The organism is Paramesorhizobium endophyticum, assembly GCF_014640615.1.
Classification (GTDB): domain Bacteria; phylum Pseudomonadota; class Alphaproteobacteria; order Rhizobiales; family Rhizobiaceae; genus Paramesorhizobium; species Paramesorhizobium endophyticum.
The window spans coordinates 133,880-146,801 of record NZ_BMHH01000010.1 but is presented as its reverse complement, the minus strand read 5'-3'; the positions used below and the strand labels follow the sequence as shown (position 1 = coordinate 146,801).

Sequence of the window (12,922 nt, the reverse complement as noted above, 5' to 3'; positions counted from 1 at the left end):
AATGGCGGCAACCATGGCGACAACGGCACCCAGCCGCACAAGGGCAACCCGCCGGTCAACCCGCACTCGACCCCGAGCGGCAATGGCGGACAGCATCTGCGTAGCGGTCCGTCGATCGGCAGGGAAGCCCAGTTGGGTGGACCCCGTATCGGCTCGGCAAACCAGGCGGGCGGTCCTTCCATCGGCGGCGTTTCGTCCGGCTCGCATGGCGTGACGGTCAGCCGCTCCGGTGGAGGCAATGGCGGTGGCCACAGCGGTCCCTCGCGCTAAACACCTAAGCCCCTAACCAAAAGAGGCCGGCTTCCGAGCCGGCCTCTCCTTATGTGCGCCTCACACGCAAACCCGGTCCCGCCCCATATTCTTCGCCTGATAGAGCAGCTTGTCCGCCCGGCGATAAAAATCCTGCCAGTTCTCGCGGCGGTCCCACTCGGCTGCTCCGATGCTGGTCGTCACCGTGAGATGGGCGTCTTCCACCTTGAGGCTGAGCTCGGAAACCGCCTTGCGTATCCGCTCGGCGAGCTTGGCAAGGCGCTCCTTCCCCATATTGGAGACGACGATCGCGAATTCCTCCCCGCCGAGGCGCGCCACCACGTCGTGATAGCGCGTATAATCCTTCAGGCAGCGCGCCACCTCGCGCAGCACCGCGTCGCCCACATCATGCCCATAGGTGTCGTTGATCGATTTGAAATGGTCGAGATCGAGGATCATCAGCCCGACCGGCTTGTCGATACGGCCGAACTGCACGAGATATTCCTTCAGCGCCTCGTCGAAATAGCGCCGGTTCTGCATTCCCGTCAGGCCATCGGTGAGCGCCGCCTGCGCCAAAGACTCGGACCGGGCCGAGAGGATCTGCGTCATCTTCCGCAGCTTGCCATGATCGTGCGCCTGAAAGCGTATCTGCGGATAAATGAGGAAGATGCCGCATAGCAGCGCCGCCGCCAGGAACAGCGCGGCGATGCCGTTGGCCTGGCCGATATAATCGACCAGCAGCGCGATATCCGGGCTGACGGCAAGCGGCTGCAGCATCTCCAGCGCCGTCCAGGCACGGTAGAGCATGATGCCCACCCCACCCAGAAAGACGATCAGGATGAAGAACGATGTCTCTGATTTGTGAAAACGCATATGTAATCCGCTGCCCCTACCCGCCAGCACATTTCAACCAGCAGGCGTTTCCCGCCCGTTAATTGCGCCTTCAAATAATCGCTGTTTGCCGCTCCGTCAGGAAAAAACCTCCGGCTGGTTTACATCGCGTAAAAGCTTCCAGCTGGCGTCAAGTTGGTTGCGAAACCAGGTCATTTGGCGCTTGGCATATTGCCTCGTCGCCGCTTTTGCCCGCTCGGAGGCCTCTTCCAGCGTGATTTCCCCTGATATCGCCGCGCCGATCTCGCGCACGCCAATGGCTTTCATCGCCGGGAGCTGTTCCGAGAGCTTCAAACGCAGCAGCGCTTCGACCTCTTCCACCGCGCTTGCCGCCATCATTGCGTCGAAACGCCGCGCAATGCGCTCGGCGAGCCAGGCCCGATCCGGCAGGATAACGAGCTTGCGCGCGGCTGTCTCATCCACCAGCGCCCTGCCCCGCTGCTTCTGCCAGTCATAGATGGAACGGCCTGAGGCCTCCATCACCTCCAGCGCCCGCACGATCCTCTGCCCATCGGAGGGCCTCAGAATATGGGCGGCCATCGGGTCCATCCCCTTGAGCACATCATGCAGCGCTGGGCCCCCCTCCCCGATAAGCCGCGCCCGCCAGCGCTCGCGCACCTCCTCCGGCACGTCAGGCATCTGCGATAGGCCGCCGAGCAGCGCGCGGAAATAAAGCCCGGTGCCGCCGACGAACACCGGCACGCGCCCCCGAAGCTCGGGCCGCTGCAACACCGCCTCCACATCGTCAAACCATTGGCCGGTGGAATAGGCTTCCGAGGGCGGCACATGGCCGTAGAGAAAATGCGGAGCGGCGGCGAGATCCTCCGCCTGCGGCCGCGCGGTCAGCCCATCAAGCACGTCATAGACCTGCATGGAATCGGCATTGACGATGAAGCCGCCCTCCTCCCGCGCCAGCCTCAAAGCCAGCGCCGACTTGCCGCTTGCCGTCGGCCCGGCTATCAGGATCGCATTCTCGATCATCCAAGGTGTCCCATGCCGCTCATTGCCACGCTTATTTCCAATCCGGCTCGCCCTGTCCTCGTCCCGTCATTGGGGATTAAAGCCTCCGGCGCGGTCAATGCAACCGGACTTTACTGGCTCGCCGACGGCATCGCGTGCGATCTGGCGCTGAAAGACGGCACGGACGCCGCCGAGGCCACTCAGGCGCTGAAGGATGCCATGGGTGGCGAGCCGGTCGATATCGTCGTGCAGGATCAGGATACCAGGCGCAAGAAGGTGCTGATCGCCGACATGGATTCCACCATGATCGGCCAGGAATGCATCGACGAGCTTGCGGAGGAAGCAGGCCTGCGTGACGCGGTGGCGGAGATCACCGCGCAGGCGATGAATGGCGAGATCGCCTTCGAACCCGCCTTGCGCGCCCGGGTAGCGCTGCTCAAGGACCTGCCCCTCTCCGTCATCGACAAGGTGATCGCCAGCCGCATCACGCTGACGCCGGGCGGGGTCGAACTGGTGCGCACGATGAAAAAGCACGGCGCCTATACCGCCCTCGTCTCGGGCGGCTTCACGGTCTTCACCCGCCGCATCGCCCAGATGATCGGCTTCAACGAGGACCGCGCCAACCTGCTGCTTGACGATGGCGAGCGGCTGACCGGAGAAGTGGCCGAGCCGATTCTTGGCCGCGAAGCCAAGGTCGAGCGCCTCCTCGACATCTGCGCGCGGCTTGGGATCACCCCCGAGGACGCCATCGCGGTCGGCGACGGCGCCAACGATCTGGGCATGCTGCAACTCGCCGGCACCGGCGTCGCCCTCCACGCCAAGCCGGTGGTTGCGGCGCAGGCCAAGGTCCGCATCGACCATGGCGACCTCTCCGCGCTGCTTTATATACAGGGTTACCGCAAGACGGATTTCGTCCAATGATTATCACAGAGACCGAACGGCTGATTATCCGCAACTGGCAAGATAGCGAGCGCGCGCTCTTCCACGAGATCAACTCCGATCCAGATGTCATGGAATTTTTCGGCTTCATCCGCAGCCGCGACCAGTCCGACGAATTGTTCGACAGGTTGCAGCGGGATATCGATGAAACCGGCTACGGATTCTATGCCCTCGAAGAGCGCGCCTCGGGTGCCTGCATTGGCTTTACCGGCCTCGTGCGCACCGATCTTGAGCCGCATTTTCGGAAGGGAACCGTCGAAATCGGCTGGCGGCTGGCAAAACGCCATTGGGGAAAGGGCTATGTAACGGAAGCCGGACGCCGGCTGTTCACCCTCGGCTTCGATGAACGCGGGCTGGACGAGATCGTCTCCTTCGCGGTTCACAACAACCGCCGCTCCACCGCCGTCATGGAGCGCCTCGGCATGAAGCGCGAGCCTGCCCGCGACTTCGACCACCCGCGCGTCAGCGAGGCCACCCCGCATCTGAAGCCGCATGTGGTTTATAGCATTACGCGGGAGGAGTGGGCGGAGAAGGCATAGCCAAGGCGAATTACCCCTCATCCGACCGCGCTTTTCGCGCGGCCACCGCCCCCCCGGGGCGAGCCACGGGTCTCGCCCGCGTTTCGGCCCCACAAGGAAGAAGGCCGATGCGTTGCGATAGCGCCTCAACCAACAGCGTAGGTTAGAGTGCCTTCCTGTTTTAATGGGAACGCCAAGCGCCCTCGCCCTTCGAGGCTTCGTTCCGCTGCGCTACACTACGCACCTCAGGATGAGGGCTACTGCAACGTCGCAATCCTTCACCCTCATCCTGAGGTGCTCGCGAAGCGAGCCTCGAAGGACGAGGGTGAAGGGCGCACAGGTGGCTTCGATGGCGGCGCAACGAGCAGAAACCCAGCAGAAAAAGACTTCCTACTCCACCCGCACCGTCACAAACCGCAATTCCCCCGTCTTCGACGCAAGCATCAGCAGCGCGTTCTTCCGCCCTTCCTGGCGCAATTTGTCGACGCGCTTTTTCACGTCGTCCGGCGAGGTCACCGGTTCCTGACCGAGATCGACGATAACCTCGCCCGGCTGGATGCGTTTTTCCGCGGCGGAGGAATTGGGCGCGACCTCGGTCACCACCACGCCCTGGACTTCCGGCGCGATCTGGAATTTCCCGCGCGTCGCGTCGTCGAGGGCGGAAAGCTTCATGCCCAGCACATTGACGGTAGCGGGCTTGTCGGCCTCGCCGCTCTTCTTGTCCGTGTCCTTCTCCTTGGCGTCGTCCTTCGTGTCCTTCTTTTCGAATTCCTCGAGCCGCCCGAGCTTGACCTTGACGGTCTCCTCCTTGCCCTTGCGGATAACGACGACGTCCACTTCCTTGCCGACCGGGCTTTCCGCCACGATGCGCGGCAGGTCGCGCGCGCTGTCCACCGGCTTGCCGTCGAACTTGACGATCACGTCGCCCGGCTTGATCTCCTTGTTGTCGACATTGCTGCCTTCCACCAGGCCGGACACCAGCGCCCCCTTGATCGAGGCCAGGCCCAGGCTTTCGGCCAGCTCCTCCGTGATCGGCTGGATGCGCACGCCGAGCCAGCCGCGCCGCGTCTCGCCGAATTCCTTGAGCTGGTCGATGACCGGCACCGCCATTTCGGAGGGGATGGCGAAGCCGATGCCGATCGAGCCGCCGGAGGGCGAGATGATCGCGGTGTTGACGCCGATGACATTGCCGTCCATGTCGAAAAGCGGACCGCCGGAATTGCCCCGGTTGATCGCCGCATCCGTCTGGATGAAGCTGTCATAGGGGCCGGAATTGATGTTGCGGTTGCGGGCCGAGATGATGCCCACAGTCACCGTGCCGCCAAGGCCGAAGGGGTTGCCGATGGCCATGACCCAGTCGCCGATGCGCGCCTTGGACGAGTCGCCGAACTTCACCGCCGTCAGCTTATGCTTCTTCGGATCGATCTTCAGCACTGCCAGATCGGTCTTCGTGTCCTTGCCCAGCACCGTCGCCTTGAGCTTCGTGCCGTCGTTGAAATTGACCTCGATCTCATCGGCATCCGAGATGACGTGATTGTTGGTGACGATGATGCCCTTTTCCGCGTCGATGACGAAGCCGGAGCCCAGCGACTGGACCCGGCGCGACTCCTCGCCGCCCTTGCCCTGCGGGCCGAAGAAATCGTTGAAGAACTCCTGGAAGGGCGAATCCTCGGGCAATTGCGGTATCGGGGGCTGGTCGCCTGTTTCGGGCGTCTTCACATTCTGCGCCGTGGAGACGTTCACCACCGAGTCGATCAGCCGTGCGGCAAGATCCGCCACCGATGCCGGGCCTGCCCGCTGCGGGGTCGGCTGCGCCGGCATCGCGGGCGCGGCCGGGGCTGGGGCCGGTTGAACCTTTACCTGCGCCAGCGCCGAGACCGTCATTGCCCCGATGGCAAGCGCCGCAACACCAGCGCGAAGAGAACCGGACCGATTTCCGAAAGCCATAAGCAACTCCGCTCAATAAATTGGTTTGACGATGCGGACATGAAACCGCGCCGGTCTGGGCAGGGACGGTTTTTGTTTCCAAGCATGTCTTTGCCCAAAACCGGTGCCCACTTTTGGGAGACATGCTTTAGTGACCGCCTGATTCCTATCATATTCGAGAAAATACGGTTTGTTTGCGACCTTGAAAAGGTTCGGGAGGAAGGAAAGCGGGGGGAAATGCCCTAGCCCCGCGCCAGCCAGACAATGGCCACACCGGCGGCGATGGCGAGAATGCCCGCAACGCGCAGCACGGAGTCCGGCATGTCAGCCACATCGCGGGCGAAGCGCTTGGCAAGCAAGGGAAAGCCGCCATAGAGCAACCCCTCGAAGACGAAGAGCAGCCCTATGGCGGCGACGAAGTCATTCATGGATGCAGTCCCATATATGGCGATCCTATCCGGCCACCGCCGCGTTCAAGCCGGCGCTGGCGCCTCCACTCACCCTCTAGACCATTTCATCTTTAGATGGAAAAGGTTGGCTTATTCTCTTATCGTTGTGCCCACTCCACCGTTGAGGAATGGATCCCAGTGACAAGCACTGGGATGACGGGGTGGAGATGTTTTTCCACTACCTGATATGCTTTTGCCAGCGGAGAGGTCGGAGGTGGTTGCCAACAGCCGAAGCAACCCGTCATCCCGGTGCTTGTCACTAGGATCCATTCCTCTACGTCTCCACGACGACAACGGCCAAAAACGGAATTCAAGCGCTTCCATCAAAACATGAACGGCTCTATTCTTCCCCTGCACCTGGCAGCGACATAAGGCGAAAACGATCATGTCCCCCTCTCCCCGTTCTTCACGGGGAGAGGGTAAGGGTGAGGGGCGGCGCCAGCGCCAAAATTCAGGCGAAGGCAGAATTTTACTCACTTTGCCGGCGTTGCCGGGCTTGCCGGAGCATTCCCCTGCGCATTCTGGAAATAGCGGAAGAACTCCGAGTTGGGCGAAAGCACCATCGTCGTGCCGGAATTCTCCAGCGCCTGCTGGTAGGCCGCCATCGAGCGATAGAAGGAGAAGAAATCCGGATCCTTGCGCGATACTTCAGCGAAGATCTTGCTGCGTTCCGCCTCGCCCTCACCGCGCAGGATTTCGGACTCCTTGCGCGCCTCGGCCAGGATTTCCACCACCTGGCGGTCGGCCACGGCGCGGATGCGCTGCGCCGCCTCACGGCCACGGGCGCGCAGGCGCTCCGCTTCGGCAAGGCGCTCCGCCTTCATGCGGTCATAGGTCTGCTGCGAGACCTCCGCCGTCAGGTCGGTACGGCGGATGCGCACATCCTCGATGGTGAGGCCGAGCGAGGTGGCATCGGGCCGAAGCTGGTCGCGCACCTCGCGCATCATGTCGCCGCGCCCTTCCGACAGCGCGGCCTCGAAGCCCCGCTGGCCGTAGACGCCGCGTAGCGCCGCGTCGAGACGGGTGCGCAGGCGCTGCTCGGCGAGAGCAGTCTCGCCCGAGACCGTCTGCATGAAGCGGCGCGCATCGGTGATGCGATAGACGAGGAACGCATCGACATCATAGAACTTGCCGCCCGAAACCTGGACGCGGATATCGTCGAGGTCGAAGCGCAGCAAACGGTCGTCGATGATCTTCACGGTGTCCGCATCGAGGAAGCCGAAAGGCAGCTTGAAATAAACGCCCGGCTGCGCCTTCACATCCACGATCTTGCCGAAGCGCATGATGATGGCCTGCTGCCGCTCCGAAACGATGAAGACGGAGGAATAGACGAGGAAAGCGACGATCGCGATAAGGCCCGCGATGAAAGGGAGACGATTCTGGTTCATCACTGGCTGGCTCCCGTCGCGCTGCTGGCCCCGGCGGTACTTCCGCTATTCAAGTTCTGCTGCAAGCCGCCGGCAGCCGGCCGCTGGCGCGTCAGCTCGTTGAGCGGCAGATAGGGCATCACACCCGTTCCCTGGTCGATGATCACCTTGTTCGAGCCCTTGAGAACCTTTTCCATCGCCTCCAGGAACAGGCGCTTGCGCGTCACATCAGGCGCCTTGGCATATTGATCGTAGACCGAGGTGAAGCGCTGCGCCTCGCCCTGCGCTTCCTGCACGATCCGGTTCTTGTAAGCGGCCGCTTCCTCGCGGATCTGCGCGCCTTCACCCCGTGCGCCGCCCAGCTTCTGGTTGGAATACTGGTTGGACTCTTCCACGAAACGGTCCTCGTCCTGCTCGGCGCGCTGCACCTCGTCGAAGGCATCGGCCACTTCCGGCGGCGGCGCAGCGTCTTCGATGGACACGGCGTTGACCTGGATACCGGTCTGGTACTTGTCGAGCGCGCCCTGAACGATTGCACGCACCTCATTGGCGATCTGGGCGCGGTTGTCGCGGAATACGTCCTGTGCCGGGCGACGGCCCACCACCTCGCGGATGGCGCTCTCCGAAACCTGCTGCACCATGCTGTCGGGGCTTTCCACGTTGAAGAGATAGGCTCGCGGGTCGACGACCTGATAAAGCACCGAGAACTGGACGTTGACGATGTTCTGGTCGCCCGTCAGCATCAGGCCCTGCGTAGCGCCCCGCGTGCCCTGGCCGCCGATATTGATCTGCTTTTCGGCGATTGACGCCTTCTCATAGCTCTCGATCGGCCACCAATGGAAATGCAGGCCGGGACCGGCGACTTCCTGCTTGGGTACGCCGAAACGAGTCTCGACCGCGAGTTCGTCGGGCTGGACCGTATAGATGCACTGGAAAAGCCAGAAGGCGACGAGCAGGAGACCGATCAGGGCGAGAATGGGATAATTGCTGCCGCCGCCACCGGGGAATGCCTGGCGGAGCCGGTCCTGTCCCTTGCGCAGGATATCTTCCAGGTCGGGCGGCGTGCCCTGGTTGCGCGGTCCCTTGGGGCCTTGCCCCCACGGTCCGCCGCCATTACCGCCGCCACCCCCCCAAGGGCCGCCGCCGCCATTCTGATTGCTCCAGGGCATTCATACCTCTCCGTCTTCGCCCGCAAAAGGCATGAAAACCCCGCGGCGTATTTTGATGTTTCCCGTTTATAGGGATCGTGCAAGCCGCTTTCAACGCAAGCGGACAGTTTTCGGCAATCTTTCGGAAAATCGGCCCTTTATGACGCAGCAATGAAGGCCGGAAGGTGTCTACAGATGGGCTTTTTCATAGATGATATAGCGCGTCGCGTGACTATCCTTCTCCCCCGCTTCCACCTCTTCGACGGAAACCTTTCGCCATGTCGCCGGATCGATGACAGGAAAGGTTGTATCCCCCTCCACCTCGCCGACCACTTCCGTCACATGCAGCCTGTCCGCCAGAGGCAGCGACTGGCGGTAAATCTCCCCGCCGCCGATGACGCAAATTTCGTCCACCCCAGCTTCCGCCGCGCGGGCACGCGCCAGCTCAAGCGCGCTTTCAACCGAATGCGCCATCTCCGCCCCTTCCGGAGAAAATGTGGCATCACGGGTGACGACGATATTGACCCGCCCGGGCAACGGCCGCCCGATCGACTCCCATGTCTTGCGCCCCATGATGACAGGTTTGCCCATGGTGATGGCCTTGAACCGCTTCATGTCGGTGGACAGCCGCCAGGGCAGACCATTATCGCGCCCGATGACGCCGTTTTGGGCAATGGCGACGACGAGGGAGATGAGGGGGAGGTTCATGGAAGCCCTTGCACTTTATTGAATTCACGAGGCTATATCGCAGTGGCGGCCTTAACGTAACCTTTCAGAATCCACGCTATTCAACATCCGCCGCACCCTCTCCGCATCCTCCGCCGTTGCGGGATTATACACCACCATCCCCAGATCCGGCCGGCCATCGACGGCGAAGGCGGAATATTCGAAGGCGATGGCGCCGGCTACCGGATGCTGGAGGCGCTTGACCCCTTCGCCATAGGTTTGCACGTCATTGTCGCGCCACATCGCCGCGAATTCGGGGCTTGAGGCGCAGAGTTCGTCCACCAGCGCCTGCACCTCGCCCGTCGCCCCGGCGCGCGCCGCATCCGCCCGGAACGCTGCGACCACGAAGCGCGCAACGCCCTCCCAGTCGAACTGGATGGAACGCACACGCGGATTGAGGAATATGAGCCTGATGATATTGCGCTCGCGCGGCGGCAAGGTACCGTAATCGGTCAACACCATCGAGGCGGCGCGGTTCCATGCCACCACATCCCATGTCGCGGTTTTCACGATAGCCGGCGAGACTTCGAACGCGTCGAGCACCCGCTGCAAACGCGGTGTCACCCCTTCGACCGGCTGGTAGCGTACCTCCGGCAGCCGCCCCAACCCGAGGAGAAACAGATGCTCGCGCTCGGCCTCCGTCAGCATCAGCGCCCGCGCGATCCGGTCAAGCGCGTCAGCCGAAGGCGCGCCGCCCCGCCCCTGTTCCAGCCATGTGTACCATGTGGCGCTGACATTGGCGCGCTGCGCCACCTCTTCCCGCCTCAACCCCGCCGTCCGCCGCCTCGTCAGCGGAATGCCGAATGCCGCCGGGTCTAGCTTCGTGCGGCGATCTCTAAGAAATGTCCCCAGCAGATTGTCGGCAAGAGTAGCCATAGGCGCATCCTGTTAGCGATTATACCTGTATAAGATCACTACTTTACCCGGATAACAGCCGTGCGAATAGTGGCCTCCCATCCAACAGGAGAATACCACATGCGTGTATTTGTTACCGGGGCGACCGGCTTCGTCGGCTCCGCTGTCGTCAACGAGTTGCTTGCTCATGGTCATCAGGTCGCTGGCCTCGTACGCTCCGATGCCGGGGCGGAAACCCTTGCCAAGACCGGCGCGGATGTTGTGCGCGGCACCATCGAGGACATCTACCTCCTGCGCGCCGAGGCGGCAAAGGCCGATGGCGTCATCCACACCGCCTTCAACCATGATTTCTCGAAATTCGCCGAAAACTGCGAGGTCGACCGCCGCGCCATCGAAGCGCTGGGCTCCGCGCTCGAAGGCTCCGACCACCCTCTCCTCACCACATCAGGCATGGCGCATCTGGCTCCCGGACGCATCGCGACCGAGGCCGACACGCCCCCTGCTCCCTCTGCCCACTTCCCCCGCGCCTCGGAAGCCGCGACAGCGGCGGTCGCCGCGCGCGGCGTAAAGGCCGCGGTCGTTCGCCTCGCACCATCCGTCCATGGCGAAGGCGACCATGGCTTCGTGCCGATCCTTATTGGCATCGCCCGCGAGAAAGGCCGCTCCGCCTATATCGGCGAAGGAACGAACCGCTGGCCGGGCGTGCACCGACTCGACGCCGCCCGCCTCTACCGGCTGGCGCTGGAGCACGGCGCGGTTGGCGGCCCCTTCCACGCAGCCGCCGAAGAAGGCGTATCCTTCAAGGAAATCGCCACGATCATCGGTCGCCGGCTGGATCTGCCCGTTGTGAGCCTCGCCCCTGAGGAAGCGGCGGAGCATTTCGACTGGTTCCGCATGTTCGCCCCCATGGACGCCCCCGCCTCCAGCGCCCGCACCAGGGCAACGCTGGGCTGGGAGCCGCGAAGGCCGGGACTGGTCGAGGATATTGAGAAGGCGGGGTATTTTGTAGGCTAGCGGTTCGCGTTTTGACGGAACTGCCGCTACTGTGCCCCTTCACCCTCGCCCTTCGAGGCTTGGCTCACGCGAGCACCTCAGGATAAGGGTGAAGGGGCGTCGGCGCTTCAGGATGAAAATGAGCGTGGCAGCGTTTCAGTAGCCCTCATGGTGAGGTGCGATTGGAGCGCAGCGAAATGAGCCTCGAACCACAAGGGCGCTTGGCACACCTGGGAATCAGGCTTAACATATAAGCTCTTTGCTTGAGATTGATCCCTATGGTACCACCTCGCAAGATCATCACGACCGTTTCTACGAAAAGGCAGGTTATCCCGAAACGGACTCCAGCCTTCAAGGCGACGCGGCCTGAGGAGGTCTTTGGACTTCTCCGCTGGAACGGCGAGCCGAAATCCATTGAGGAGATGGAGGCCGCCGTTCTGCTTGAGGCTCGTCGGTGTCATGCTCGCGATTAAGCTAGCGAAAAGCGCCCCTCAAACCGCCACATCCGCCTTGATCGCCGCGTGCGGGTCGTACTCCGTCACCTCGAAATCCTCGATCCGGTAATCGTCAATACTGTCGGGCTTCCGCAGCAGGCGCATTTTCGGGAAAGGCCGGGGCTCGCGGGTGATCTGCTCGCGCGCCTGTTCGAGGTGGTTGAGGTAGAGATGCACGTCGCCGCCCATCCAGATCAGCTCCCCCGGCTCAAAGCCCGCCTGCTGCGCCACCATCAATAATAAGGCCGCGCCACCGACGAAATTGAACGGCGCGCCAAGCTCAAGGTCGCAACTGCGCTGGTAAATGAGCAGATTGACCCGGCTGCCACCAGTAACATGGAACTGATAGACCATGTGGCAGGGCGGCAGCGCCATATCGGGCAGTTCCGGCACGTTCCAGCCGTGGAAAAGCATCCGCCGGCTCGACGGATTGGTCTTCAGCGTCTCGATGACGGTCGCGACCTGGTCATATTCCTTGCCATCCGCGCCCTGCCATTTGCGCCATTGCTTGCCATAAACAGGCCCGAGATCGCCCCATTTCAGCGCAAAATCATCGTCTTCCAGAATGCGCCTCTCGAATTCTGCCTGCGAAATTTCCTCGCCCGTCGCCTTGCGATATTTGTCGAGCGGCCAGTCGGTCCAGATGCGCACATTCTGCTGGAGCAGCGGGCGGATATTGGTCCCGCCGGTCAGGAACCACAGCATCTCCTTGACCGCCAACTTCCAGTAGACCCGCTTCGAGGTCAGGATCGGCACCGTGCCATCCGAAAGGTCGAAGCGCAGCATCGCGCCGAAGGTGGAAAGCGTGCCCACGCCCGTACGGTCCATGCGCCTGTCCCCCTTTTCGAGGATATGGCTCATCAGATCGAGATATTGATATTCGGGATGGCGCGGCATGATACGTCTCTCCGGCCCACTTCATGGGCCGCTTAAACGGCGAAACTCCAGCACGAGGGCCGGAGTTTCGCACAAGATGAGAAAAAATCAGAGGGCTTCGAGTTTTCCGAGTTCCTTGGCGGTGAGGTAATAGAAGGTGACGCGCTGCTTGTTGCGGTCGCCCTTCATCAGTTCGCCCACGCTCTTGATCGCCGCGGCGCCCTTGTCGGCATCGGTGATGCCGAGCTTCTTCTCAACCCAGCTCTTGCGTACACGCTCGATCTCATCCGCATCCGATGCAGCGACCAGCGACGAATCCCTGTTGCGCAGCGCAATGCCCAGATGCTTGACGATCTTGTTCACCACGTCAGGATCGGCAGCGGCATCGTAGCGGCGGACATCTTCGATATATTCACTCATGGAGCGTTCTCCTTCGGCTCTGCGGTTGCCCCAACTGCGAAAAACAGCCGGACTGATTGGAATCTCTGACAAGCCCAGCCGAAACATCGGCCAGCGAAACGCGCCTGTCAA

General features: G+C 62.3%; 13 protein-coding genes and 1 pseudogene. 4 read left to right on the top strand and 10 right to left on the bottom strand.

Annotated elements, in window-relative coordinates; all coding sequences use genetic code 11:
• A pseudogene (locus tag IEX53_RS13800) lies at positions 1-270 on the top strand (hypothetical protein); the annotation flags it as partial.
• A gap of 60 nt (positions 271-330) precedes the next feature.
• On the opposite strand, the gene IEX53_RS13795 reads toward IEX53_RS13800, so the two are convergent.
• Together IEX53_RS13795 and miaA are read right to left on the bottom strand one after the other, a co-directional pair.
• Positions 331-1,122, bottom strand: coding sequence for a GGDEF domain-containing protein (locus IEX53_RS13795; RefSeq protein WP_188824750.1), 792 nt, complete (start codon positions 1,120-1,122; stop codon positions 331-333).
• Positions 1,123-1,218: 96 nt separating this feature from the next.
• Positions 1,219-2,121 carry a tRNA (adenosine(37)-N6)-dimethylallyltransferase MiaA gene (gene miaA, locus IEX53_RS13790; RefSeq protein WP_188824749.1) on the bottom strand — a complete coding sequence of 301 codons (903 nt, stop codon included), beginning with the start codon at positions 2,119-2,121 and terminating at the stop codon, positions 1,219-1,221.
• A gap of 12 nt (positions 2,122-2,133) precedes the next feature.
• Between miaA and serB the strand changes: the two genes are divergently transcribed.
• Both serB and IEX53_RS13780 read left to right on the top strand, forming a co-directional pair.
• Positions 2,134-3,021, top strand: coding sequence for a phosphoserine phosphatase SerB (gene serB / locus IEX53_RS13785; protein WP_188824748.1), 888 nt, complete (start codon positions 2,134-2,136; stop codon positions 3,019-3,021).
• The gene (locus tag IEX53_RS13780) at positions 3,018-3,578 is read left to right on the top strand and encodes a GNAT family N-acetyltransferase (RefSeq protein WP_188824747.1); all 561 of its coding nucleotides are present in this window, start codon (positions 3,018-3,020) and stop codon (positions 3,576-3,578) included. Before serB ends, IEX53_RS13780 begins: the two co-directional genes overlap by 4 nt.
• A gap of 369 nt (positions 3,579-3,947) precedes the next feature.
• Here the strand turns inward: IEX53_RS13780 and IEX53_RS13775 are convergent, their stop codons facing one another.
• The 6 genes from IEX53_RS13775 to IEX53_RS13750 form a co-directional block, all read right to left on the bottom strand.
• Positions 3,948-5,378: a DegQ family serine endoprotease gene (locus tag IEX53_RS13775; RefSeq protein ID WP_373288653.1), complete on the bottom strand. Its 1,431-nt coding sequence runs from the start codon at positions 5,376-5,378 to the stop codon at positions 3,948-3,950.
• A 347-nt stretch (positions 5,379-5,725) separates the two neighbouring features.
• Positions 5,726-5,911: a DUF2065 domain-containing protein gene (locus IEX53_RS13770; protein WP_188824745.1), complete on the bottom strand. Its 186-nt coding sequence runs from the start codon at positions 5,909-5,911 to the stop codon at positions 5,726-5,728.
• Between the two features lie 494 nt (positions 5,912-6,405).
• Positions 6,406-7,320 carry a protease modulator HflC gene (hflC, locus tag IEX53_RS13765; protein ID WP_188824744.1) on the bottom strand — a complete coding sequence of 305 codons (915 nt, stop codon included), beginning with the start codon at positions 7,318-7,320 and terminating at the stop codon, positions 6,406-6,408.
• Positions 7,320-8,468, bottom strand: coding sequence for an FtsH protease activity modulator HflK (gene hflK / locus IEX53_RS13760; RefSeq protein WP_188824743.1), 1,149 nt, complete (start codon positions 8,466-8,468; stop codon positions 7,320-7,322). Before hflK ends, hflC begins: the two co-directional genes overlap by 1 nt.
• Positions 8,469-8,636: 168 nt before the next feature.
• Positions 8,637-9,155: a dihydrofolate reductase gene (locus IEX53_RS13755; RefSeq protein ID WP_188824742.1), complete on the bottom strand. Its 519-nt coding sequence runs from the start codon at positions 9,153-9,155 to the stop codon at positions 8,637-8,639.
• A 51-nt stretch (positions 9,156-9,206) separates the two neighbouring features.
• The gene (locus IEX53_RS13750) at positions 9,207-10,049 is read right to left on the bottom strand and encodes a helix-turn-helix transcriptional regulator (protein WP_188824741.1); all 843 of its coding nucleotides are present in this window, start codon (positions 10,047-10,049) and stop codon (positions 9,207-9,209) included.
• A 99-nt stretch (positions 10,050-10,148) separates the two neighbouring features.
• Here IEX53_RS13750 and IEX53_RS13745 point away from each other — a divergent pair, with 99 nt between their 5' ends.
• On the top strand, positions 10,149-11,042 hold the full coding sequence (locus IEX53_RS13745) for an SDR family oxidoreductase (RefSeq protein ID WP_188824740.1): 894 nt from the start codon (positions 10,149-10,151) through the stop codon (positions 11,040-11,042).
• A gap of 470 nt (positions 11,043-11,512) precedes the next feature.
• Here the strand turns inward: IEX53_RS13745 and IEX53_RS13740 are convergent, their stop codons facing one another.
• On the bottom strand, positions 11,513-12,412 hold the full coding sequence (locus IEX53_RS13740) for a thymidylate synthase (protein ID WP_188824739.1): 900 nt from the start codon (positions 12,410-12,412) through the stop codon (positions 11,513-11,515).
• 87 nt (positions 12,413-12,499) lie between these two features.
• Positions 12,500-12,811 (bottom strand): DUF2853 family protein, encoded by a 312-nt coding sequence (locus IEX53_RS13735; RefSeq protein ID WP_188824738.1) that lies wholly within the window; start codon positions 12,809-12,811, stop codon positions 12,500-12,502.
• Between the last annotated feature and the right edge of the window lie 111 nt (positions 12,812-12,922).

Excerpts from the sequence above, each read along its gene's own strand:
- IEX53_RS13795 (WP_188824750.1), bottom strand. The coding sequence starts at position 1,122 with ATGCGTTTTCACAAATCAGAGACATCGTTCTTCATCCTGATCGTCTTT.
- miaA (WP_188824749.1), bottom strand. The coding sequence starts at position 2,121 with ATGATCGAGAATGCGATCCTGATAGCCGGGCCGACGGCAAGCGGCAAG.
- serB (WP_188824748.1), top strand. The coding sequence starts at position 2,134 with ATGCCGCTCATTGCCACGCTTATTTCCAATCCGGCTCGCCCTGTCCTC.
- IEX53_RS13780 (WP_188824747.1), top strand. The coding sequence starts at position 3,018 with ATGATTATCACAGAGACCGAACGGCTGATTATCCGCAACTGGCAAGAT.
- IEX53_RS13775 (WP_373288653.1), bottom strand. The coding sequence starts at position 5,378 with ATGCCGGCGCAGCCGACCCCGCAGCGGGCAGGCCCGGCATCGGTGGCG.
- IEX53_RS13770 (WP_188824745.1), bottom strand. The coding sequence starts at position 5,911 with ATGAATGACTTCGTCGCCGCCATAGGGCTGCTCTTCGTCTTCGAGGGG.
- hflC (WP_188824744.1), bottom strand. The coding sequence starts at position 7,320 with ATGAACCAGAATCGTCTCCCTTTCATCGCGGGCCTTATCGCGATCGTC.
- hflK (WP_188824743.1), bottom strand. The coding sequence starts at position 8,468 with ATGCCCTGGAGCAATCAGAATGGCGGCGGCGGCCCTTGGGGGGGTGGC.
- IEX53_RS13755 (WP_188824742.1), bottom strand. The coding sequence starts at position 9,155 with ATGAACCTCCCCCTCATCTCCCTCGTCGTCGCCATTGCCCAAAACGGC.
- IEX53_RS13750 (WP_188824741.1), bottom strand. The coding sequence starts at position 10,049 with ATGGCTACTCTTGCCGACAATCTGCTGGGGACATTTCTTAGAGATCGC.
- IEX53_RS13745 (WP_188824740.1), top strand. The coding sequence starts at position 10,149 with ATGCGTGTATTTGTTACCGGGGCGACCGGCTTCGTCGGCTCCGCTGTC.
- IEX53_RS13740 (WP_188824739.1), bottom strand. The coding sequence starts at position 12,412 with ATGCCGCGCCATCCCGAATATCAATATCTCGATCTGATGAGCCATATC.
- IEX53_RS13735 (WP_188824738.1), bottom strand. The coding sequence starts at position 12,811 with ATGAGTGAATATATCGAAGATGTCCGCCGCTACGATGCCGCTGCCGAT.